We start from the raw sequence: 21,875 nt of genomic DNA, 5'->3' as shown, positions 1-21,875 counted from the left end.
CGTGACGAAACTAGATGCGCACCGCGTCGGCGCGCGGGGTCTCGGCGCGCGGGCCCTGGTAGACGGCGCTGCCGAAGGCGATCAGCGGGTAGCCGATGAACTGCAGCCAGTAGAGGAGGAAGAAGCCGTACGCCCCACCCTTGCCGAAGTTGCGGGCGACGTTCACCGCCACGATGATGCCGATGATGATGTTCACGATCGGGATGAGGTACCAGATCCACCACCAGCCCGGCTTCCCGGCCACCTTGCACAGCGTGTAGATGTTGTAGAACGGGATGATCGCCGCCCAGCCGGGGCGCCCGGCCTTGATGAACGTCACCCACATCCCGATGATGATCAGCGCCGTCACGATCAGTGCGAAGACCGACGACAGCGGGTCGAAGGAGTAGCTGTAAGAGAACGAGTTCTCGGCGACGGTGGATGCGATCATGGAGCCCCCAAGGCATGTCGATGGGCGGGCAATTCCCGCCGCGGCGCAAGCATATTGGAGATTAGGATGCGGGCATGAGCAACCTCGAGAAACGGCCCGCCGAGACGTGGGTCGAGTGCGATGCCGAGGTCTTCGGAACCCCGGGCGCTCCCGAGATCATCCAGGCCCGGGAGGTGCCGCTCGGCGGTCCCCGCGCCATGACCGTGCACCGCACGCTGCCGAGCAAGCAGCGCACGATGATCGGTGCCTGGTGCTTCGTCGACCACTACGGTCCGGGCGACGTCGCGGAGACGGGCGGGATGGTCGTGCCGCCGCATCCGCACACCGGCCTGCAGACCGTCAGCTGGCTCTTCGAGGGCGAGATCGAGCACCGCGACAGCGTCGGGAGCCACGCCTTCGTGCGCCCCGGCGTGCTCAACCTGATGACCGCCGGACACGGGATCTCCCACTCCGAGGTGTCGACTCCCGCCACCACGATCCTGCACGGCGCCCAGCTCTGGGTGGCGCTGCCCGAGGCGAGCCGCCAGGTCGACCCGTTCTTCGAGAGCCACACCGCGGTGGCGACCCGCATCGACGACGCCGAGATCAGCGTGTTCGTGGGCGAGTTGGCCGGCGCATCCGTCGGCGCCACGACCTTCACCTCCCTGTCCGCCGCCGAGATCCGCCTCCCGGCCGGCGGCAGCGCCGTGCTTCCCGTGCGCCCCGACCACGAGTACGGCGTGCTCCTCGACACGGGCCGCGTGACCGTCGATGGCGTGGCCGCCGAGCGCACCGATCTCGTCTACACCGGAACCGGGCGCGAGACCCTCACCATCGCGGCATCGGCCGACGGGCCGGCCCGGGTGCTGCTCATCGGCGGCGAGCCGCTCGACGAGCAGATCCTGATGTGGTGGAACTTCGTGGGCCGCAGCCACGAGGAGATCGTGGAGTACCGCGCCGAATGGCAACGCGAGTCGGGCGCCGGTGCGGCGGTCGGCGAGACGGATGCGCTGCCGCCCGGACTCGAACCCACCATGCGCCGCTTCGGGGACACCGACCACCACTTCGAGGGCCCACCGTTGCCCGCTCCCGTCCTCCCGAACGTGCGCCTGCAGCCCCGCCGCCGCTGAGCGGAGGCTGCACCCGCACCGCCCGAGGGGGCACCCGCCTACTGGATGGCCGAGGTCAGACGCGCGAGGTTGTCGAGGATGGTCGAGCGCAGCGGCTGCTTGTGCCACGCGTCGAGCGTGAGCTCGCGGCTCACCGCGCGGTAGCCGTCCTCCACCGCCCGCATGGATTCCACGAACGACCGCCCACGCACCATCAGCGACACCTCCATGTTGAGGCTGAACGACCGCATGTCCATGTTGCTCGACCCGATCACGGCCACCTCGTCGTCGATCGTGAAGTGCTTCGAGTGCAGGATGTAGGGCGCCTGGTACATGTAGATCCGCACGCCTGCCCGCAACAACAGCTCGTAGTACGAGCGTTGCGCGTGGTACACGAGCGCCTGGTCGCCGATCTCCGAGACGAACAGCTGCACCTCGACGCCGCGCTGGGTGGCGGTGGTGATGGCGTACATCATCGCGTCATCCGGAACGAAGTACGGGCTCGTGATGATGATGCGTTCCTGCGCGTTGTAGAGCAGCGCCAGGAAGAGCCGCAGGTTGTTCTCACCCTCGAACCCGGGACCGGAGGGCACCACCTGCATGTCGAGCGCATCCCTCTGCTCGTCGATGATGTCCTCGGTGATCGCGCGGGTCTCGCGCAGCAGCAGCTCGTTCGACTCGCTGTACCAGTCGGTGATGAAGATGGCGTTGATGCCCGCCACGATCGGGCCTTCCAGCCGCGTCATCAGGTCCTGCCATTTGAGGCCGCGCTTGATGTTGCCCTTCTTGTTGTAGCTGCGGTCGACCACGTTCTGCGACCCCATGTAGGCGACGTCGCCGTCGACCACGAGGATCTTGCGGTGGTTGCGCAGATCCGGCCGCTGCCACTTGCCCTTCAGTGGCTGCACCGGCAGCATGAAGTGCCATTTGGCGCCCATCTGATTGAGCATCTTCACCGTCTTCTTGTGGCCGGGCGCGCGAACGGATGCGATGTGGTCGAGCAGCACCCGCACCGTCACGCCCCGCTTCACCGCCGCCGCGAGCGCCTCGAAGAACGGTTTGGTCGTCTTGTCGTACGACAGGATGTAGAACTCGGCGTGCACGTAGCGCTGGGCGTTCTGGATGTCGGTGGTCATCTGACGGATCGCGTCGTCGTAGTCGCCCACCAGCGTGGCGTCGTTGCCGCCCACCAGGGGCATGGCGCCGAGCGTGCGGTTCAGCTCGACCACGTTCTTGAACCACGGGGGCCACGGATCGTCGTCGCTGACCTGCTCGATTCCCTCGGTGGTCTCGATGATGAACTCGTTGATGGCGTACTGCTTGTCGCGCCGCGACTTCGGCAGCTTGTACGAGCCGATGAGGAGGAAGAGCAGGAAACCGATGTAGGGCAGCACGAAGATGGCCATGAGCCAGGCGATGCCCGTGGAGGGGCGGCGGTTGCGGGGGACGACGATGACCGCGGTCACACGGATGGCCAGATCGATCAGCAGCAGGGCCAGCGTGATGAAAATGGCGACGTCAGCACCCGACACTGCGGCCTCCCCCGATTCGATGTCTCAGGGATACCGTATCGGTTCGGACTATTCGGTCGTGACCTTCTCGAGCGGAAGACCGAGCTTGGCGCGCTCCTCGGCCTCGATCTTCGCGAGGGCCTTGCGTTCCGACTTGTCGGAGCGGATGAGGGCGCGCATGATGAACCAGAACACGAGCCCGATCAGAACGGTCGGGGCCAGTGCGAACACGGCGGGCCAGAAGTCATCCATCAGAGCAAGGATACCCGCTCAGTGGGTGAGGACGCCGTAGAGTCCGCTGCCGATGAGGTAGAGACCCACTCCGCCCACCACGATCCAGATCACGATCCGCGCGTTCGACGGCCGGGTCGGCTGCTTGTCGCCGTCTCCGCCGTCTCCGTCGCCCGACCCTTCACTCTTCTTGCCCGGGCCGTCGGGGAACTCGTCTTTCTTGCCGAAACCGAACATGCTCATCCGTGCAGCCTCATTTCACCAGCGGGAACAGGATGGTCTCGCGGATGCCGAGGCCCGTCAAGGCCATCAGCAACCGGTCGATGCCCATCCCCATGCCGCCCGACGGGGGCATTCCGAATTCGAGTGCGCGCAGGAAGTCCTCGTCGAGGCGCATCGCCTCGTCGTCGCCGGCCGCGGCCTGCTTCGCCTGTTCGACGAAGCGTTCGCGCTGGATGACCGGATCGACGAGCTCCGAGTAGCCCGTGGCCAGCTCGAAGCCGCGGATGTAGAGATCCCACTTCTCCACCACACCCGGAATGCTCCGGTGGGCGCGGGTGAGAGGACTCGTCTCCACCGGGAAGTCGAGCACGAAGGTGGGTCGTACTAACGAGCCCTTCACGAAGTGCTCCCAGAGCTCCTCGACGAGCTTGCCGTGGTTCGGCAGATGCACCGACACGCCCTCGCGGTCGGCGATCGCCTGCAGTTCGGCCACGGACGTCTGCGGCGTGATGGGGATTCCGGATGCCTCCGACAGCGACCAGTACATGCTGATCCGGTCCCACTCGCCGCCCAGGTCGTACTCGGTGCCGTCGGCCCAGGTGACGACGTGCGATCCGGCCACGGCGAGCGCGGCGTTCTGGATGAGCGACTGGGTGAGCTCGGCGATCGACGTGTAGTCGCCGTAGGCCTCGTAGGCCTCCAGCATCGCGAACTCAGGACTATGCGTGGAGTCGGCGCCCTCGTTGCGGAAGTTGCGGTTGATCTCGAACACCCGGTCGATGCCGCCGACCACGGCGCGCTTGAGGAAGAGCTCGGGCGCGATGCGCAGGTAGAGCTCGGTGTCGAAGGCATTCGAGTGCGTCACGAACGGCCGGGCCGCGGCACCGCCGTGCATCGTCTGCAGCATGGGCGTTCTCGACTTCGAGGAAGTCGCGCTCGGTGAAGGTGCGACGCAGCGACGCCATGGTCTCGGCTCGGGTGCGCACCATGGTGCGGGCCTGCTCGCGCACGATGAGATCGAGGTAGCGGCTGCGCATCCGGGTCTCCTCCGAGAGCTCGGAGTAGACGTTGGGCAGCGGGAGGACAGCTTTCGACGCGATCTTCCACTCGGTGGCCATGACGCTGAGCTCTCCGCGGCGCGAGGAGATGACCTCGCCGGAGAGGAAGAGGTGATCGCCGAGGTCGACGAACTCCTTGAACGCGGCGAGCGACTCCTCGCCCACGGCGGCGAGCGAGATCATGCCCTGGATGCGCGTGCCGTCGCCCGACTGCAGCGTCACGAAGCAGAGCTTGCCGGTGTTGCGGAGGAACACCACGCGCCCGGCGATGCCGACCGTCTCGCCCGACACGGCGTCGGCCTCGAGCCAGCCCCACTTCGCGCGCACGGCGGGAATGGTGGTGGTGACCGGAACGGAGACCGGGTAGGCCTCGACGCCCGACTCGTTGAGCTTGTCACGCTTGGCCAGGCGCACGGCCTTCTGCTCGGAGACCTCTTCCTCGGTGGGCTCGGCCGGGGCAGTGCTGGGCGCGGATGCGTCGGTCATGCTGAACGGGTCTCCTCAAGGTCGCCCTTAGTTTACCGACCGCTGAGCCCTGGCCCGCCGACCCGTCAGTTGGTGCCGCTATCAGCGCTCCAGAGCGACAACAAGTGACGGGTCGGCGACGCTCACTCCGCGTCGCGGGCGGACGCGAACCAGCTCGCGATCTCGGCGCGGCGGGTGGCGCCGAGCTTCGCGAGGATGTGCTCGACGTGCACCGACGCGGTCTTGGGCGAGATGGTGAGGGCATTGCCGATCTCGCGATTCGTCGAGCCGGCCGCCACGAGCCGGGCCACCTCGAACTCGCGCGCGGTGAGTGGGCCGGCCGAATCCTCGTCTCCCCTTCGCTCGGCCTGGCGCGCCAAGCGGAGCAGCAGCCGCGCCCCTGCCCCCTCGGCCCGTCGTCGAGCGTCGGCCAGGAACGCGTCGCACTGCGCCGGCCGCCGTGACCGGGAGGCGCAGCGGGCCTGGTCGAGGAGCACCTGGGTTCCCTCCCAGAACCGGCCGTGGGCATCCCACGACGCCGACACACGGCGAAGGGCCGCGCGGGCGGCATCCGTGCGGCCGTCGCTCAGCTGCAGGAGGGCGTCGGCGTGGTCGAGGGCCGGGAGGGTGCCCGGGATGCCGCGGAGCTCGAGCAGAACGCGGCACCGTTCCAGCCAGTCCCTGGCTGCGGCGGGGTCGCGAGCGGCCAGTCGCGCCCTCACGCCGGGGACCACGAAGGGGAACAGATAGGCCGCGTCGGCGACCTGCGCCGACGACTCGTACGCCCGCTCGGAGAGCGCGACCGCCGCCGCGGTGTCGCCCCGCGAGAGGGCGAGTTCTGTGAGACCCCAGAGCGCCGGCGAGAGCCGTTGCAGCTCGCCCATGCGCTCACCGATCTCGAGAGCTTCGGTCAGCAGCTCTTCCGCCTGCTCGGGTTCGTCGCGGCCCACGGCGAGGTACCCGAGCACGTGCAACGCGGTGATCCGCGTGGTGATGCCGCCACCCTCGGCGAGCGCGCGCCGGGCGAGCGGCTCCGCCTCCGCCCAGCGGCCCTGCGCCCAGCGCACGTGCGCGAGGTGGGCGGTGAGGTAGTGGTGGTCGTTCCAGTTCTCGGTGGTGGCGGCGTAGCGGATGCCGTCGGAGAGCATCCGCTCGGCCCGCGGATAGTCGACGAGCACCGACGCGGAGCTGCCCACCATGCGGTAGGCGCGGGCCGTCTGCGGCTCGAAGCCGGCGGCGGCGCCTTCGGCAACGGCGTGCTCGAGCAGAGCCCAGCCCTCCTCGCCACGGCCGGCGAACACGAGGATCGCACCCAGGGTGGAGTCGATGTCGACGCAGAGGCAGTCGTCTCCGACGCTGCGGGCGAGGCCCTGCGCTTCCTCGCCGAATGCGAGACCGGTGTCGAGCCGGCGATCGAGCATGTGGGCTGCGGCCAGTGCCCCCAGAAGCTCCGCCCGCACGGCCGGTGGAGCACCCTCGGGCAGGGCGTCGAGGTCGTCGAGCGCCGCCTGCAGCAGTGCGCAGCGCGCCTCGCGCGTGTCGCCGAGCAGGTGGCGAGTGGCCGCGAGCTGAGGCACCAGGCGCGCGGCCGAGATCGGATCGCCCCGCTCGCGGTACAGCTCCACGGCGATGCGGAAGTGGTCCGCAGCGGCCTGGATGTCGTCGACCGCGGCGAGCTCCCGCGCGAACTCCGCGTGGATGACCGCTTCGTCCGCCGCACGCGCATCGGCACCGTCATCCAGTCGCCGAGAATTGTCGGAATCAGGCGGCTCATTCCGACCGTTCTCGGCGACTCGGTCGTGGTCGACGCTCGGAAGGGTGCGCAAGGCTCGGGCGTAGAGCTTCGCCGACTCGCGGTGGGCCGAGACGCGAGCGGCCAGGCGCGCCGCCTCCAGCGCGAACGGATGCGCGCGGTCGGGCAGCTGCGCCAATTCGTACTGCTCGGAGATGTAGGCGGGCCGCGCATGCCGCACGATCGCGGCCTTCGCCACCTCCTCGTGCAACGAGCGTCGGCGGATCGGCGGCAGGTCGTCGTGCACGACGTCGCGCACGAGGGCGTGTCGGAACTCGAAGCCCGCGTCGGTCTCGACGATGAAGTAGCGGTCGAGCAGCGACTTCATCGCGCGATCGACCACGCGGTCGTCGTCGCCGACGAGGTCGGTGAGCAGCACCAGGTCGAAGCGGCATCCCACGATGGCGGCGGCGGACAGCACGTCGTGGGTCGACGGATCGAGCGAGTCGGCCCGCGCACGCACGGCATCGGCCAGGGTGTCGGGCACGCGGTCGCCCACGCCGGCCACCAGCAGTTCCTCGATGTGGAGCGGGATGCCGTCACTGCGGCTGTGCAGGAGCTCGACGAACTCCGACGACAGTACGGCGCCGGTGAGCGCGGTCACGAGCTCGCCGGTCGCCGCCGGGTCGAGTCGCGGTACCCGAACTTCGTCGGCCAGGCGCTGGGCGAGCAGGCGGCCTCGCCATTCGGCGAGAGCGGTGCCGGCGTAGACCTCGTCGGTGCGGTAGGTGCCGATCACGAGACCCGGGGTGGTGAGGAGTTCGGGCGCGAGCCGGGCGAGCACGTCGAGGCTGAGCTCATCCGCCCAGTGCAGGTCTTCGAAGCGCAGCACGGTGGGCGCGTCTCCCAGCACCTCGAGCAGCACGTCGACGAGGTCGCGCAGCAGCACCCGGCGGGCGAGGGCGTCGCTGTCGTCGCGGGAGCCGAGCAGGAGCGACCGCAGGTGCTCGGCGTGCGCCGGGTCGCCGTGGCGTCCCAGGTCGTCGGCGAGGTCGAGCAGGATCGAGCCGCCCACCTGCGCGTCTTTCGGCCAGAGGGAGGCGCCGAGGATGCGACCCGACTCGCCGATCCGCGCCGAGAACTCGCGCACCAGCCGACTTTTGCCGATGCCCGCCTCACCGGCGAACAGCAGCAGGCGCCCGTCGCCCTGCACCGCGCTCTGCCAGCGCCGGAACGCCAGGTCGACGAGCCCGCTCCGGCCCACGAGTGACCCGTGCCCCACGGCCACGCCGTGGTCGGCCCACACCGTGCCGATGCCGATCACGCGAATATTGTAGATCCGCTCGCGCTCCAGGTCACGGGGTGGCGGCTGCCTCCTAGTTCTGGGGGAAGCCGAGGTTGATGCCGCCGTGCGAGGGGTCGAGCCAACGGGAGGTGATGGCCTTCTCCTGGGTGAAGAAGCGGAACCCGGCCAGACCGTACGCCTTCGAGTCGCCGAAGATCGAGTCCTTCACCCCGCCGAAGGAGTGGTAAGCCACGGGCACAGGTATGGGCACGTTGATGCCGATCATGCCCACCTCGACCTCGTTCTGGAACCGGCGCGCCGCCCCACCATCGTTCGTGAAAATCGCCGTCCCGTTGCCGTAAGCACCGTTGTTGATGAGATCCACCCCGTCTTCGTAGGAATGCACCCGCACCACCGACAGCACCGGACCGAAGATCTCATCCAAATACACCTTCGACGTGGTCGGGACCTTGTCGATCAGGGTCGGACCCAACCAGAACCCGTCCGCCTCCCCATCGACCTCGACACCGCGCCCATCGACCACCACGGTCGCCCCGTCAGCGGCAGCGACATCGATGTAGGAGGCGACCTTGTCCCGGTGCACCTCCGTGACCAGCGGGCCCATGTCACAACCGCGACGGCCGTCACCGATCTTCAGGGTCGCCATCCGCTGCTTGATCTTCGCCACCAACTCGTCAGCGATGGGCTCGACCGCGACCAGCACGCTGATGGCCATGCACCGCTCCCCCGCCGAACCGAAGCCCGCGTTGATCGCCGCGTCGGCGGCGAGATCGAGATCGGCGTCCGGGAGCACCAGCATGTGATTCTTCGCCCCACCCAACGCCTGCACCCGCTTCCCGTTCCTCGCCGCGGTCTCGTAGATGTAGTGCGCGATCGGCGTCGACCCCACGAACGAGATCGACTTGACGTCGCGATGATTCAGCAGGCCGTCGACGGCCTCCTTGTCGCCGTGCAGCACATTGAACACCCCATCCGGCAGACCCGCCTCCTGGAACAAGGCGGCCAGCCAGTTCGCCGCGGACGGGTCCTTCTCGCTGGGCTTCAGCACCACCGTGTTGCCCGCCGCGATCGCGATCGGGAAGAACCACATCGGCACCATCGCCGGAAAATTGAACGGACTGATGATCCCCACCACACCCAACGGCTGCTTCGTCGAATACACATCCACCCCCGTCGACACGTTCTCCGAATACTCACCCTTCAACAGGTGCGGGAACCCGGTCGCGAGTTCCACCACCTCCAAGCCACGAGTGATCTCCCCCGCCGCATCCGACAACACCTTCCCGTGTTCGCTCGTCAGGATCTCCGCAAGCTCACCCTTCCGCGCATTCAACAACTCCCGGAACGCGAACACGATCTGCTGCCGCCGCGACATCGACAGATCGCGCCAAGCCGGGAACGCGTCGTGAGCCGCCGCGACCGCAGCCTCGATCTCCGCCGGGCCGGCCAGCGCGACGCTCTTGGTCTGCACCCCCAGCGCCGGGTCGTACACGGGAGCGGAGCGGCCGCTCGATCCGGGGAGTTCACGGCCGCCGATCCAGTGCGGGAGTGTGGAGAAGAATTCGTTCATGGCGATGACTTTCAGGGTTCGAGGATGACTTCACGGACGAGCGCTTCGAGCTCGGCCCCGGCTTCGAGGAATTGACGCAAGGTGATGACGGACGCGCCGAACGAGTCGAACTCGTCGAGCGACAAACCGTGCTCGTCGTAGGCGCGGGCGAAATCCGGGACGCGTCGCAGGAGCTCCTCGACGATCGCGGGGTCGACAGGCACGTCGATCCGGTCGACGACCGGCAGACGGTTCTCGGCGATGCGGAGTTGCCAATCGAACGGTGGGGAGACGACGAGGTCGCCGCCCTGGAGTTCCGACCACTGGAAGTGGTTGCGGAAGGCGGCCGACAGCACCCGGGAGCGGAATGCGCGGGCCTGGAAGATCGAGTAGGCCTTCTTGAGAGCCGCCACCCCGGCCCACTCCAGGATGCCGGGATCCACCAGCACCCGATCGCGCTTCGTCGTGTGTTTCAACCAGTCGTCCAGCCGACCGCCCATGATGGTGACCACCGAACCGAACTCGTGCTCCGGCAGTCCCTCCGCAGCACGTCGATCGAGACCGCGTTCGATCGCTTCGGCCGCAGCCACTGCCTGTGCCACCGTGAAGGAGACGGTGGCGTTGATACTCACGCCTCGGAACGTCGCTTCCTCCATGGCCGCGATCCCGACGGCCGTGGCGGGGATCTTCACGATGACGTTCGGCGCGAGCCCGGCGAACCGCACCGCCTGGTCGACCAGCGCGGCGGAATCGCGGTGCAGACGCGGGTCGGTCTGGATGGACAGTCGCCCGTCGCGTCCGCCGGACGCCTCGAAGGCCGGCTCGAGCTGACCGGCACCCTCGATCGAGAGCTCCTCCACCACCTGCCAGGCGATGTCGGCGTCGGTGGCGGAAGCATCCTCGCTCGCGATCTCGCGGATGCGCTCCGACCATCGCCCGAGGTGGCGGCGCACGACGGCGAGGGCGATCACGGGATTGCAGGTCGCGCCGACCGCGCCGAGCGCGATCGAACGGCGGAGCTCATCGGGGTCGGCGGAGTCGTTCCAGAGTCGGGTGGGTAGATCGTCGGAGACGAGGCGATCCAGGGCGGGGCCGGGGAGCAGGTCGGTCATGATTGTCATTCCTCTTGTTCGGGTTGCGCGGGCCGGCCCAGGAGAGGGCGCTGCCGGGCACGGCTTCGGTCGTAGTCGACCCGGGCCGCGCGGGTCGTGGCGAGCTCGGAGACTTCTGCCACCGGCACGTCCCACCAACCACCGCCGTCGGGCGCATAGATCGTGGGGTCGCTCTCCACGTGGATCAGCGTCGTCGTCGTTGCCGCCTTCGCCCGCGTGACGGCTCGGCGCAACTCGGAGACGGCATCCGGACCCGGTGGGATCTCGATGACGTCGACTCCGTAGCTCCGTGCGTTCGCCGCGAGATCGACGGGCAGGCGCCTTGCGTCGTCATCGCGATAGCGGTACTGCGTGCCGAACCGTTCCGACCCCACGGTCTCGGAGAGGTGCCCGATGGAGGCGTAGCCGTGATTCTGGATCAGCACGACGATGATCTTGAGGCCCTCCGCGACGGCCGTGAGGAGTTCCGTGTGGAGCATGAGATAGGAGCCGTCGCCCACCATCACGATGACGTCGCGGTCGGGAGCGGCACGGCGCACCCCGAGTCCGCCCGCGATCTCGTAGCCCATGCAGGAGAAGGCGTACTCGACGTGATAGCCGAGTGCGTCGCGCACACGCCACAGTTTGTGTAGGTCGCCCGGGAGCGAGCCGGCCGCCTGCACCACGACGTCCCGCGGCTCACTGGCCGACTGGACCGCACCGATCAATTCTGGCTGGCCGGGCAACGAGAGCCCGGAGGGCTCGAAGGCGTCATCCACCGCACCGTCCCATTCCCGCTTGAGCCGGGCGATCCGTTCCCCGTACTCGCGGACGATGCGGAATAGCTCGAGGCCGTCGCCGAGAGCGTCGAGTGCTTCCCGCGCATCGGCGACGAGGGGCAGCCGGGTTCCGTGCTTGTAGGCGTCGAACGACGAGACGTTGACGTTCACGAACGCCACGTCGGGGTTCTGGAACACGGTGCGGCTCGCCGTCGTGAAGTCGCTGTAGCGCGTGCCGACACCGATCACGACATCGGCGGTGGCAGCGATCTCGTTGGCTGCGCGCGAACCGGTCGCGCCCACTCCGCCCAGATACTGCGGGTGGTCCCACGGGAGAGATCCACCTCCCGCCTGGGTGGTGGCGACCGGTATCCCCGTCGTCTCCACGAACCGCCGCAACGACTCCTCGGCACCGGAGTACAGCACGCCGCCGCCCGCCACGATCAGCGGCTGCGTGGCGGAGCGGATGGCGGCCAGCGCCCGGGCGAGCGCGTCACGCTCCGGAAGGGGTCGCCGCAGGTGCCACTCCCGATCCTCGAGGAACTCGAGAGGCACCTCGACCGCTTCGGCCTGCACGTCCTCAGGCAGAGCGATCGTGACCGCGCCGGTCTCGGCCGGATCGGTCAGCACCCGCATCGCGCCGAGAGCGATCGACCAGAGCTGTTCGGGTCGCTGCACGCGGTCGAAGAAGCGCGACAGCGGCCGGAAAGCGTCGTTGACGGTGACGCCGATGTCGTGGGGCAACTCCAACTGCTGGAGCACGGGGTCGGCGACTCGCGTGGCGAAGGTGTCACTGGGTAGCAGGAGGGCGGGCAGTCGATTGGTCGTCGCGAGGGCGGCCCCCGTGAGCATGTTGGCGGCGCCCGGCCCGACGGACGCAGCGCTGGCGAAGGTGCCGAGGCGGCGGCGCATCCGCGCGTACCCCACCGACTGGTGCACCATGGCCTGCTCGTTCCGGGCCTGGTGATACGGCATGAGGCCAGGCTGCTCGACGTCGAGCTGCTTGAGGGCTTGACCGATGCCGGCCACGTTGCCGTGCCCGAAAATACCGAAGGTGCCCGCGATCGTGCGCTCGCGGTGAGCGCCGTCCACCGTCCATTGGCGGGCCAGGAACTCGATCAGCGCCTGGGCGACGGTCATGCGCCTCGTGGTCATCTCAGGTGTCCTTCCCTGCCGAGCGGCAGTCTGGGGTCGATCTCCTGGTCGATCCAGGTGGTGCGTATCCAGCTCTGCCCCGGATCGTCGGAGATCAGCCACGACCGCTCCGGACCGACCATCACGTTGAGGTAGTACAGGTCGTATCCCGGTGGCGCCACGGCGGGACCGTGGTAACCGAAAGGCACCAAGACGACGTCCCCGCTCTGCACCCGCGCGGTGAGCTCGATCTCCCCCGCGGGCGAGGTGGAGACGGTGAACAGCCCGAACGGCTGGGCCGACTCGGTGGCCGGAGCAGATGCCGCGGCGTCCCGCGCGAGCGCGGTCTCGAAGTAGTAGATCTCCTCGAGCTCGGTCTCCTGGCCGGCGACGGCGGTGTCATGCTTGTGAGCCGGGAAAGACGACCAGTTCCCGGCGGGTGTGATGACCTCGCAGACGATGAGTCCACCGGCATCCAGTACGCCGGGAACGCCGAAATTGTGCACCTGGCGGCTGGATCGGTCCGCCCCTCGGAGTTCGACGGGCACCTCGGTGCGCGAGATGTGGCGACTCGGATGCACGTCCTCCGTCGGGGCCTCGGCGATCGCCACCCGGCCGGGTCCGATGATCGCGACGACCGATCGAGTCGGGAGATACAGCACGTCGGTCGGGCCGTCGAAGACGGATTCGCGACCGGCCAGCAGCGTTCGGCGCGTCACGCCGTCCTGCCCGTGATCCACCGTGAACGATCCCGAGAGCGGCACCACGATGCGCTCCCGCGACTCGGCGTCCAGGCGGAGTTCCTGTCCGGGTGCGATGTCCGCGATGCGGAGCCCGGTGTGCCGCCAGCCGGGAAGCGACTCGTCGACGATCGTCTGCCACGGGCCGTCGGCCAGTTGGCCCGCTCGGAAAAACCACGCGTCCGCGTTCATCGGGCCGTCCCCCTTCGCATACGTTCGGAGCCGCTTGCACGGTGGTAGTCCCCGATCTCGCGACGTATCCGATCGAGCACCGACAGTGTTCGCAGGGAGTTCGCGAGCGGTCGGAGAGGCGATTCCGTGCGCCCCTCGGCGATGCACCGCGCGACTTCGGCGGCTTCGAAGTGCAGGGCGGCGTGGCGCACCTCGGGTTCGGAATGGGACAGGCTCCGTCCGCTTGTCTCGCGCAGCTCGAAGTTGCCCGGCAGATAGAAGTCGCGATCGAAGCGGATGCTGCCCGCCTCGCCGGCGATCACGGCCGCGACCGGAGTGTCGACCGCCAGCGACGTGTGGAGCACCGCCTGCCCGAGCGGGTATCCGAGCACCGCCGCCACCTGGGCGAACACTCCAGCGGGGTGGCGCACGCCGCGGGCCAGCACCTCGTTCGGTGCGCCGAGCACCTCGGTGGCGAGGAAGACGGGATAGGTGCCCAGATCGAGCAGCGGTCCGCCGGCCAGCGCGGGATCGAAGATGCGATGCCCGGCCGGCAACTGCTCGCCCACGTCGGCGACCACGGTCTCGACGCGGCCGAGCACGCCATCGGCGAGCAGTTGGCGCACCACGTCGAACTTCGGCAGGAACGCCGTCCAGAGCGCTTCCATGCAGAACACGCCCGCCGCCGACGCGGCTTCGCGGATGCTCTCGGCCTGGTCGGAATCCAGACCGATCGGCTTCTCCACCAGCACGTGCTTACCGTGTCCGATCGCGCCGAGAGCCGCGTCATGGTGCTCCGGGTGCGGGGTCGCCACGTAGACGACATCGACATCACGGGCGGCGTAGAGCTCCTCGTATCCCTCGACCGCCCGGCCCGCGCCGGTTCGCTGCACGAAGTCCTCGGCGCGCCGGAGGTCGCGCGACGCGACCACGGTGACCCGCTGGCGCGTTCCGGCCAGCAAGGCCGCGACGAAACGCTCGGCGATCCAGCCCGTGCCGACCACACCCCAACGCAGCGGCGGCGCCTCCATCGAGTCGGGCGTGCGGGGAGTCGGGAGCGAAGACGGGAAACTAGACATCGATCGAGACCGTTCGTCCTCCGGAGCGCATGGATTCGATCGCTGCGCGGGCGACGGCCGTGGCGACCAGTCCGTCGTGGGCCGACGCGAGCGGCGACGGCTCGCCCGCGATCACCGAGTCGATCCAGGCGGCGAGTTCCAGCCGGTACGCGTCTTCGAAGCGGGGCCGCCAATCGGCGGCGTAGCCGAGCGAGCTCGATCCTGCCGCGTTGCGGTGCAGGCGTGCGGGATTCCGCAGCACCAGTGTGCCCGTCTCGCCGATCACCTCGCACAGGATGTCATAGCCGTAGCGAGCGTTCAGGAACGTCTCGAGCGTGCTGAGTACGCCGTCCGCGGTTCGGATCAGCATCACCTGCGGATCCTGCAGCCCGGTGTCCAGGCTGGTGCTCTTCGGAGCATGCCAGCTGATCTCGGTGATGGGGCTGCCGAGCAGCCACGGCACGGTGTCGAACTCATGGATGGCCGATCCGGTGATGCTTCCCTCGCTCGTCGATCCGGGTGCCGATGAGACGCCGCGACTGATCGCATGCACCAGCAGCGCGTCACCGGCCTCGCCCGCGCCGAGGGCGGCCTTCAGTTCGGCGTAGGCCGGGTCGAATCGGCGCATGAACCCGACCGAGACCAGCCGGCGACCACTCTTCGCGGCGGCGGCGTCGGCGGCCACGACTTCGCGGCAATCCTCGATGGTGGGCGCCAGGGGCTTCTCGCAGAGCACGGCCTTGCCGGCATCGATGCAGGCGAGGGTGAGGGCGGCGTGGGTGGAGTCGTGCGAGGCGATGATGACGGCGTCGACCTCCGGATCGCGGATCAAGGCCAGCGCATCGGGGGCGACGCGGGCGTCGGCCAGCGTGGCTGCGACAGCGGCGGCCCGGTCGGCGTCGACGTCGGCCACGACGCGAACCACGGCCTGCCCGAGGTGCGTACTGATGATGCGGGCGTGGTCGGCGCCCATGATGCCGGTGCCGATGATCCCGACGCGCAGAGCGCCGTATCCGCCCGTCATCGCGTCACCTCATCGGTCTCGATGCCTTCCCAGCGACCGGAGACAGCCGACGCGGCCATCGCCTCGGCCACCCGGGCCGCGCGCACCGCGTCGTCCAGCGTCGCACCGGTGACCGTTCCACCCGAGATCGACCGCAGCAGCTTCGCGGCCTCGATGACCTTGAGGTCGTCGTAGCCCATGCTGATCGCCGCCCCCGGCTGGAAGGCGGCGTAGTCGCCGTCGCCCGGCCCCACGTATCCCGTCGCCACCGGCAGATCCTGGTACCCGGCGCCCTGGCTGACCTGCAGCTCGCCCATGCGCCGGAAGCTCCAAGCGACGCTGCCGCGCGTGCCGTGCACGGTGAAGCCGTAATCGTTCTGCTCGCCCACGGCGATGCGGCTCACTTCCATCGTCACTCGCGCGCCGCTGGTCAGGCGCAGGATGCTCGCCAGGTAGTCTTCGTTCTCCACCCGGCCCAGGGCGCCGCCCTCGATGCGCTCGTGGCCGCTGGTGGCGCCGGTCGGCACGGCACGCTCACCGATGAAGACGTGAGTATCGGCCGTCACCTCGGCCACGTCGCCGAGGAGGTACCACGCCAGGTCGATGCCGTGTACCGCCAGGTCGCCGAGCACGCCGTGACCGGCCGTGGCGAACGCGTAACGCCAGGAGAGCGCCCCGGCGGGGTCGGCGGCGTAATCGCTGAGCAGCCGGAAGGTGGCGTGGGTGACGGATCCGATCGCTCCGGATGCGATGAGCTCGCGGGCGGCCTGCACGGCGGGCGGGTTGCGGTAATTGAACCCGACGGCGGCCATCACGCCGGCCTCGCCGACTGCCTGGCGCACGGCGACGGCGTCGGCCGCCGTGTTCCCGACCGGCTTCTCGATCCAGAGGTGCTTGCCCGCCTCCGCCACGGCGACGCCGATCTCGCGGTGCAGGAAGTTCGGCGCGGTCACGCTGACGAGCTCGACGTCGTCGTCGTCGAGCAGGGCGCGCCACGACAGGTGCGCCCGCTCGAATCCGTATCGGGCGGCGGCGGTCTCCGCTCGGCCTTCCACGTCGTCCGCCACCGCGACGAGGCGAGGCACGACGCCGAGATCGTCGAAATGGTGCGGCACGCGGGAGTATGCCTGCGTGTGGGTGCGGCCCATCCAGCCGAAACCGATGACCCCGACACCGAGGCTGGGTCGGGAAGGGGAGCTACGCTGCGTGGCAGCGGTCTGGTCGGTCATCCGAAGTCCTTTCAGAACCAGGTGCGGAGAACGTCGCGATTCACGGCGTGATCGCGGGTGAATTGGTCGGCGCCGTGATCCGGCCCGGGCATGACGTCCTGCTCGATCACGATCCAGCCCGAGTATCCGGACTCGGCGACGGCCGTCATGAGAGCAGGGATCTCCAGGTCGCCCTGCCCCAGTGGAACGAACACGCCGCCCGACCAGACCTCGAGCATCCCGCCACCGGTGGCGACGATCTCGTGCATCCGCTCGACGCGCACGTCTTTCAGGTGCAGGTGGTCGATACGGGGCGCCCAACGCCGCCAGGCCTCGAGCGGATCGCCTCCTCCGAGCAGCAGGTGCCCGGTGTCGAAGGTGAGCCCGATGTCGGTACGGGCGAGCAGCTCGTCGATCTCGTCGGGTGTCTCGACGTAGGTGCAGGCATGGTGGTGGAAGGTCGGTTCGAGGCCGCGCCCGCGCACGAGCTCGACCGTCCGAGCGAGGTTGCGCTCAAGCACATCCCATCGGGCTGCGCTCAGCCGGAGCTCCGGCGCGCCTCCCGGCCGGGCGCGCCTGCGCTCGTCCCCCGAATCGGCGAGCGTCGGCCTGGGCGCGAGCGCGGCCTCGGGCAGAGAGCCGTCGATCATCACGTCGAGGGCGTCGTGCAGTCGGCCGAGGGAATCCTCGAAGGCCCGGTCATCACTGAACGGGAGGTCGATCCAGCCCCCGGCGAGCGCGAGGCCGTGCGTTCGCAAGCGGCCGCGCAGTTCCTCTCCGCGACCGAGGTATCCCACGGGCCCGAGGTCGATCCCCCCGTAGCCCGTCTCCTGCAGCACGGCGGCCATCGAGTCGGGTGATATCACCTCCGCACCCTCGGGGGTCAGTTCGAACACCCCGAAGCTGACGGGGGCTCCGGCGACGAGTGGAGGCATGGTCATCCTTTCGACCCGGCGAAGGAGAGCCGGTCCTGGAGTTGGCGATTGAGCAGGCCGTACACGAGCAGCGGCGGCCAGACCGCGACGAAGATCGCGCCGACGAGGTAGCCCCAGTAGGTGGTGTACGAACCCTGGAACTGCGCGAGCCCGAGCGGCACCGTGAAGTTGTCGGCCGACTGCAGGTAGACCAAGGGGAAGAGGAAGTCGTTCCAGATCCAGAGCGCATAGATCGTGCCGACCGTGGCGAAGGCCGAACGGGTCATCGGCAGGATGATGCGCCAGAGGATCGTGAACAGCCCGGCGCCGTCGATCCTGGCCGCCTCCTCGAGCTCCTTGGGCACGGCGAGGAACGCGGCCCGCAGGAAGAGGATCGCGAATGGCGCCCAGCTGAGGTATTGGAGCATGAGGGAGACGAGGGTGTCACTGAGCCCCATGGCCGAGATCTGGAGCGCCGAGGGCAGGACGATCACCTGCGAGGGCACCAGCTGTCCGGCGACGAAGACGGCGAACAGGATCACCATGCCCTTGAACTTCAGGCGCGCGAACGCATAGGCGGCCGCGCCCTCGAAGATGAGGATGCCGGTGACCGACACGACCGTGATGATGGCGCTGTTGAGGTAGCGACGGCCGAAGTCCCCCTGCTCCCACGCGGCAACGATGTTGTCGAGCGAGAAGCTGGTGGGAAGACTGAACGGGTCGCCGACGATCGAGTTCGAGTCCTTGAAGACGCTCAGGGTGAGCCAGGCGATGGGAAAGAGCACGATCAGCGCGAGGCCGATCAGCCACACGTACGAGGCGACCTTCGCCGGGAGGGTGAACCGGGCGAACTTCATGCCGAGACCTCCTTCTTCTCGCGGGTGAAGCGCAATTGCACGAGGGCGATGACGCAGAGGATGAGAAACAACGCCACACCGATCGCGTTCGCGTAGCCCACCTGGTTCCCGCCGAACGCCGTGCCGTAGAGGTAGGTGACGATGGTGTCGGACGCGTGGTACGGGCCACCGCCGGTCATCACGTAGACCGTGTCGAAGAGTCGGAACGAATTGATGAAGCCCAGCAGCACCACCACCGAGGCGATCGGCTTGATGGTCGGCAGCACGATGCCCCAGAGGATCCGCCCCTGCGACGCCCCGTCGACCTCGGCCGCCTCGCACATCTCGTCGTTCACCTGGGTGAGCGCGCTGAGGAAGAGGATCACCGAGAACCCGAAGTTCTGCAGGATGTAAGTCATCGTGACCGACGGCAGCGCCCACTCGCTGCTCCCCAGCCACGGCTGGGCGAGATCGCCCAGCCCGATCCCTCGCAGGGCCTCGTTGATGAGGCCCTGCGAGGGGCTGAAGAAGAAGATCGCCAGCATCGCGATCGCGACCGAGGAGATCACGACGGGTGCGAAGAAGACGATCCGGAAGAAGGCTCCCCCACGGATGCCGGCATGCACGATCGCGGCGATCAGAAAACTCCCGACCGTCATGAACACGAACACCAGCGCGGCCACGATGAGGTTGTGCAGGACGCTCCGCCAGAACAGTTCGTCCTGCGCCAGCCGCACGTAGTTGTCGAGACCGGTGAACTCGATCCGCGAGAGGTTGATGCCGTTCCAGGAGGTGAAGCTGAGGGCGAACGCGCCGAGGATCGGAACCAGCTGGAACAGTGCGTAGAGGATTCCCGCAGGAGCGATCAGCCCGTATGCCTGCCAGGTGGTGCGAGTCGCGGCGCGCATCGCTCAGCCGTTCGCCTTCTGCGCGTCGACCGTGGCCTGCTCGAGCTGCTCGGCCAGTTCCTTCGGCGTGATCTCGCCCGACATGAGGCCGACGCTGCCCTGCCAGATGTACTTCTGGTAGATGTTCACATCGATCGCCTGGTCGTTGAACAGCGCCGCGCCGCCGTCGCCTGCGTCGCTCGCGAACGCGTTGATGGCGTCCCATTGCGGCGCGATGACATCGGGAACCGTGCTGAGCGACGTGTCGATCTTGTAGGGCATGATCTTGCTCGTCGCGGCACCGAACTTCGCCGCGACGTCGGGACGGGTGAAGAACTCCAAGAAGGCCTGAGCCGCTTCGGGGTCGGCATCCGCCGAGACCATCAGGGAGTCGTTGCCGAGAGTGACCTCGGTTCCCGACCCTTCGCCGTCTTCGAGCGCCGGGAACAGCATCACTCCGGGCTTGAAGTCGGGGTTCGCGTTCTGGATGGCGGTGAGGAACCAGCTGCCCATCTCGTAGAAGCCGACGTCGCCGCCGAGGAAGAGGCTGTCGGCCGTGGCCTGGGCTTCACCGAGGAAGCCGTCCTGGAACAGCGGCTTCATGTCGACGTAGTCCTGGAAGGCCTGAACGACTTCGGGATCGGTCCACTTCGGGCTGTCCGGCTGGCCGGCCTTGACGGTGCGGTCGTAGAGGGCCGTGGTCTTCTCGGAGCCGAGGGCGCGCTGCACGAAGTCGTTGAGGTAGTGACCACCGGGCCACTGGTCCTTCGCGCCGAGCACGATCGGGGTGCCGCCCGCATCCTTGATCTTCTGCATCGCCGCGATCCACTCCTCGTAGGTGGTGATCGTCGAGGCGTCGACCCCGTACTCGGCGAGGTAGTCGGGGTTGTACCAGATGAGGTTGCCCACGACGGCGCCCGCGCTGATGCCGTAGATCTTGCCGTCGTACTCCTCGCCCGAGGTGGCTCCGGCCGTCGAGCGGTCGGCCAACGTCGAGTTGAAGAAGTCGGTGATGTCCAGGATGGCGCCGGACTTCGCGAACTCGAAGGTGTCGGGTCCGGCGTTGTCGACGGCCAGACTCGGCGCGTTGCTCGACGAGAGCGCCGAACGCACGGCGGGCTGATAGGTGTCGCCGCTCGAGGGCTGGGAGTTGTTCTTGACCGTGATGCCGGTCTCGGCCGTGAAGGCGTCGAACATCTCCTCGGCCGCGGCCTTGCCGATGGGGTCCGACCACCGGTTGATGATCGAGATCTCCTTGGCGCCGTCGCCGCTGCCGCCGCCGGACGAGCAGCCGACCAGGGCGATGCCCACGGCACCGATGGTGAGGGCGGCCGCGGCAGTGCGGCCGAGGGCCCGGAGGCCCCTCCGGGAGAGGCGGGGGTGCTGAGTGCGTGACGTCATCGTCGTGTTCTCCTCTGTGACTGTCGGGACGTTCCGAGGGGTGCTCGGAACGGGTCGCCGGAGCACGCAGGATCGACCGGCGGATGCCGGCGGTTGCGCGATTCGGGCTGGTGCGTCAGGACGCGGGGATCGGGTCGGGTGGGGAACCCAGGAGACCCATCACCGACTGTCGTTCCGAACGGTACGACGGCCAGGTGCGGTATCGGGAGCGGTATTCGGTGGGACTCATTCCGCGCTCCCGGCGGAACTCGTTGGTGAGGTGGCTGGCGTCGTAGAACCCGGTGCGGGCGCTGATCGCGCCGACGCCGAGCGTCGTGGTCGCCAGGAGGTCGCAGGCCGCCATCAGACGCACCCGCATGAGGTATTTGTACGGGGTGACGCCGAAGTGCTGTTTGAAGAGCCGGCTGAAATGACTGGTCGACATCAGCGCGTGCCCGGCGAGTTCGTCGACCTTGATGGGCCTGGCGTACTCGCGGGAGATCAGTTCGACCGCCGGGGTGAGGCTCAGGAGCTGGCCGGCCGCGCGGTCGCGGTGGGTCAGGCTGCGGGTCACCCCCATGATCCCCACGCTCCGGCCGGATGCGTCGGTGATGGCGGTCTTCGTGCTGAGGAACCAGTCATAGGAGCCGTCGCGATTGCGGACGAGTTCTACGAGGTCGATGAGAGGATCTCCGGTGCGGAGGATCGCCTCGTCGTATTCCCGGTAGTGCACGACGAGGTACTCGGGGGAGAGATCCTCGTCGCGCTTGCCGATGATCTCGTCGGCCGAGTCGAAACCCATCAATGCGGTGAAGGGCTCCGAGCAGGCGACGAACTCCCGGCGGGCGTTCTTGACGAACACGAAGACATCGGGAACGTGGTCGAAGACCGACAGCAGGGCTGCGCTCGTGGCCAGGATTCCCTGGTCGTTCTCATCCGACATTCCACACCTCCTCGTGACGCCACCATCATCGGCACACAGCCGACCCCAGCGCAATGGCGAACGGGCCACCGGAGCAGGATTTTGCAAGTATGCGAGCGAATCCTCCAAGCCTCCCCAACGCCTGTCTGGTTAGCGTGGA

The 21,875-nt window shown here is 68.3% G+C and carries 18 protein-coding genes and 1 pseudogene; 1 reads left to right on the top strand and 18 read right to left on the bottom strand.

The annotated features are described in order from the left end of the window. Positions 1 to 10 precede the first annotated feature (10 nt). Positions 11 to 430, bottom strand: coding sequence for a DUF5684 domain-containing protein (locus tag ACFJGU_RS10985; RefSeq protein ID WP_382303581.1), 420 nt, complete (start codon positions 428 to 430; stop codon positions 11 to 13). A 74-nt stretch (positions 431 to 504) separates the two neighbouring features. On the opposite strand from ACFJGU_RS10985, the gene ACFJGU_RS10980 reads away from it, so the two are divergent. Continuing rightward, positions 505 to 1,539, top strand: coding sequence for a pirin family protein (locus tag ACFJGU_RS10980; RefSeq protein WP_382303580.1), 1,035 nt, complete (start codon positions 505 to 507; stop codon positions 1,537 to 1,539). 38 nt (positions 1,540 to 1,577) lie between these two features. Here ACFJGU_RS10980 and cls read toward each other — a convergent pair whose 3' ends face one another. From cls to ACFJGU_RS10895, 17 genes and pseudogenes are all read right to left on the bottom strand, one after another. Then, positions 1,578 to 3,050 (bottom strand): cardiolipin synthase, encoded by a 1,473-nt coding sequence (gene cls / locus ACFJGU_RS10975; protein ID WP_382303579.1) that lies wholly within the window; start codon positions 3,048 to 3,050, stop codon positions 1,578 to 1,580. 48 nt (positions 3,051 to 3,098) lie between these two features. After that, positions 3,099 to 3,281, bottom strand: coding sequence for a hypothetical protein (locus tag ACFJGU_RS10970; protein ID WP_382303578.1), 183 nt, complete (start codon positions 3,279 to 3,281; stop codon positions 3,099 to 3,101). Between the two features lie 18 nt (positions 3,282 to 3,299). Continuing rightward, a complete protein-coding gene (locus tag ACFJGU_RS10965; protein ID WP_382303577.1) occupies positions 3,300 to 3,503 on the bottom strand; it encodes a hypothetical protein in 204 nt (67 codons plus the stop codon). Positions 3,504 to 3,513: 10 nt separating this feature from the next. Beyond that, positions 3,514 to 5,026: pseudogene (gene lysS / locus ACFJGU_RS10960) on the bottom strand (lysine--tRNA ligase). Between the two features lie 122 nt (positions 5,027 to 5,148). Then, positions 5,149 to 8,061: an AAA family ATPase gene (locus ACFJGU_RS10955; protein ID WP_382303576.1), complete on the bottom strand. Its 2,913-nt coding sequence runs from the start codon at positions 8,059 to 8,061 to the stop codon at positions 5,149 to 5,151. 52 nt (positions 8,062 to 8,113) lie between these two features. Then, positions 8,114 to 9,613: a CoA-acylating methylmalonate-semialdehyde dehydrogenase gene (locus ACFJGU_RS10950; protein ID WP_382303575.1), complete on the bottom strand. Its 1,500-nt coding sequence runs from the start codon at positions 9,611 to 9,613 to the stop codon at positions 8,114 to 8,116. 11 nt (positions 9,614 to 9,624) lie between these two features. After that, complete coding sequence (locus tag ACFJGU_RS10945; RefSeq protein ID WP_382303574.1) at positions 9,625 to 10,704, bottom strand: transaldolase family protein; 1,080 nt, start codon at positions 10,702 to 10,704, stop codon at positions 9,625 to 9,627. Between the two features lie 5 nt (positions 10,705 to 10,709). Continuing rightward, positions 10,710 to 12,617: a 3D-(3,5/4)-trihydroxycyclohexane-1,2-dione acylhydrolase (decyclizing) gene (gene iolD, locus ACFJGU_RS10940; protein ID WP_382303573.1), complete on the bottom strand. Its 1,908-nt coding sequence runs from the start codon at positions 12,615 to 12,617 to the stop codon at positions 10,710 to 10,712. Continuing rightward, complete coding sequence (gene iolB / locus ACFJGU_RS10935; RefSeq protein WP_382303572.1) at positions 12,614 to 13,528, bottom strand: 5-deoxy-glucuronate isomerase; 915 nt, start codon at positions 13,526 to 13,528, stop codon at positions 12,614 to 12,616. The genes iolD and iolB overlap by 4 nt, the downstream gene beginning before the upstream one ends. Beyond that, positions 13,525 to 14,586: a Gfo/Idh/MocA family protein gene (locus tag ACFJGU_RS10930; RefSeq protein WP_382303571.1), complete on the bottom strand. Its 1,062-nt coding sequence runs from the start codon at positions 14,584 to 14,586 to the stop codon at positions 13,525 to 13,527. Before ACFJGU_RS10930 ends, iolB begins: the two co-directional genes overlap by 4 nt. After that, positions 14,579 to 15,589, bottom strand: coding sequence for a Gfo/Idh/MocA family oxidoreductase (locus ACFJGU_RS10925; protein ID WP_382303570.1), 1,011 nt, complete (start codon positions 15,587 to 15,589; stop codon positions 14,579 to 14,581). The genes ACFJGU_RS10930 and ACFJGU_RS10925 overlap by 8 nt, the downstream gene beginning before the upstream one ends. Further along, the gene (locus tag ACFJGU_RS10920) at positions 15,586 to 16,797 is read right to left on the bottom strand and encodes a Gfo/Idh/MocA family protein (protein WP_382303569.1); all 1,212 of its coding nucleotides are present in this window, start codon (positions 16,795 to 16,797) and stop codon (positions 15,586 to 15,588) included. The genes ACFJGU_RS10925 and ACFJGU_RS10920 overlap by 4 nt, the downstream gene beginning before the upstream one ends. An 11-nt stretch (positions 16,798 to 16,808) precedes the next feature. Continuing rightward, the gene (locus tag ACFJGU_RS10915; protein ID WP_382303568.1) at positions 16,809 to 17,711 is read right to left on the bottom strand and encodes a sugar phosphate isomerase/epimerase family protein; all 903 of its coding nucleotides are present in this window, start codon (positions 17,709 to 17,711) and stop codon (positions 16,809 to 16,811) included. A gap of 2 nt (positions 17,712 to 17,713) precedes the next feature. Beyond that, positions 17,714 to 18,547 carry a carbohydrate ABC transporter permease gene (locus ACFJGU_RS10910; RefSeq protein ID WP_382303567.1) on the bottom strand — a complete coding sequence of 278 codons (834 nt, stop codon included), beginning with the start codon at positions 18,545 to 18,547 and terminating at the stop codon, positions 17,714 to 17,716. Beyond that, positions 18,544 to 19,434 carry a carbohydrate ABC transporter permease gene (locus ACFJGU_RS10905; protein WP_382303566.1) on the bottom strand — a complete coding sequence of 297 codons (891 nt, stop codon included), beginning with the start codon at positions 19,432 to 19,434 and terminating at the stop codon, positions 18,544 to 18,546. Before ACFJGU_RS10905 ends, ACFJGU_RS10910 begins: the two co-directional genes overlap by 4 nt. 3 nt (positions 19,435 to 19,437) lie before the next feature. Continuing rightward, on the bottom strand, positions 19,438 to 20,814 hold the full coding sequence (locus ACFJGU_RS10900; RefSeq protein ID WP_382303565.1) for an ABC transporter substrate-binding protein: 1,377 nt from the start codon (positions 20,812 to 20,814) through the stop codon (positions 19,438 to 19,440). A gap of 115 nt (positions 20,815 to 20,929) precedes the next feature. Then, positions 20,930 to 21,736 carry a helix-turn-helix domain-containing protein gene (locus tag ACFJGU_RS10895; RefSeq protein ID WP_382303564.1) on the bottom strand — a complete coding sequence of 269 codons (807 nt, stop codon included), beginning with the start codon at positions 21,734 to 21,736 and terminating at the stop codon, positions 20,930 to 20,932. Positions 21,737 to 21,875: the final 139 nt, after the last annotated feature.

This window comes from Herbiconiux sp. UC225_62 (assembly GCF_042694625.1).
Taxonomy (GTDB): Bacteria; Actinomycetota; Actinomycetes; order Actinomycetales; family Microbacteriaceae; genus Herbiconiux.
Note: the sequence above shows the minus strand (reverse complement) of the source record. Positions and strands in the feature narration are given on the sequence as shown.

Bases quoted from the DNA above. Each gene is read 5' to 3' on its own strand.
- iolB (WP_382303572.1), bottom strand. From the start codon at position 13,528: ATGAACGCGGACGCGTGGTTTTTCCGAGCGGGCCAACTGGCCGACGGC.
- ACFJGU_RS10920 (WP_382303569.1), bottom strand. From the start codon at position 16,797: ATGACCGACCAGACCGCTGCCACGCAGCGTAGCTCCCCTTCCCGACCC.
- ACFJGU_RS10895 (WP_382303564.1), bottom strand. From the start codon at position 21,736: ATGTCGGATGAGAACGACCAGGGAATCCTGGCCACGAGCGCAGCCCTG.
- ACFJGU_RS10915 (WP_382303568.1), bottom strand. From the start codon at position 17,711: ATGCCTCCACTCGTCGCCGGAGCCCCCGTCAGCTTCGGGGTGTTCGAA.
- ACFJGU_RS10970 (WP_382303578.1), bottom strand. From the start codon at position 3,281: ATGGATGACTTCTGGCCCGCCGTGTTCGCACTGGCCCCGACCGTTCTG.
- ACFJGU_RS10930 (WP_382303571.1), bottom strand. From the start codon at position 14,586: ATGTCTAGTTTCCCGTCTTCGCTCCCGACTCCCCGCACGCCCGACTCG.
- ACFJGU_RS10980 (WP_382303580.1), top strand. From the start codon at position 505: ATGAGCAACCTCGAGAAACGGCCCGCCGAGACGTGGGTCGAGTGCGAT.
- ACFJGU_RS10965 (WP_382303577.1), bottom strand. From the start codon at position 3,503: ATGAGCATGTTCGGTTTCGGCAAGAAAGACGAGTTCCCCGACGGCCCG.
- ACFJGU_RS10925 (WP_382303570.1), bottom strand. From the start codon at position 15,589: ATGACGGGCGGATACGGCGCTCTGCGCGTCGGGATCATCGGCACCGGC.
- ACFJGU_RS10900 (WP_382303565.1), bottom strand. From the start codon at position 20,814: ATGACGTCACGCACTCAGCACCCCCGCCTCTCCCGGAGGGGCCTCCGG.
- ACFJGU_RS10985 (WP_382303581.1), bottom strand. From the start codon at position 430: ATGATCGCATCCACCGTCGCCGAGAACTCGTTCTCTTACAGCTACTCC.
- ACFJGU_RS10910 (WP_382303567.1), bottom strand. From the start codon at position 18,547: ATGAAGTTCGCCCGGTTCACCCTCCCGGCGAAGGTCGCCTCGTACGTG.
- ACFJGU_RS10950 (WP_382303575.1), bottom strand. From the start codon at position 9,613: ATGAACGAATTCTTCTCCACACTCCCGCACTGGATCGGCGGCCGTGAA.
- ACFJGU_RS10905 (WP_382303566.1), bottom strand. From the start codon at position 19,434: ATGCGCGCCGCGACTCGCACCACCTGGCAGGCATACGGGCTGATCGCT.
- iolD (WP_382303573.1), bottom strand. From the start codon at position 12,617: ATGACCACGAGGCGCATGACCGTCGCCCAGGCGCTGATCGAGTTCCTG.
- ACFJGU_RS10945 (WP_382303574.1), bottom strand. From the start codon at position 10,704: ATGACCGACCTGCTCCCCGGCCCCGCCCTGGATCGCCTCGTCTCCGAC.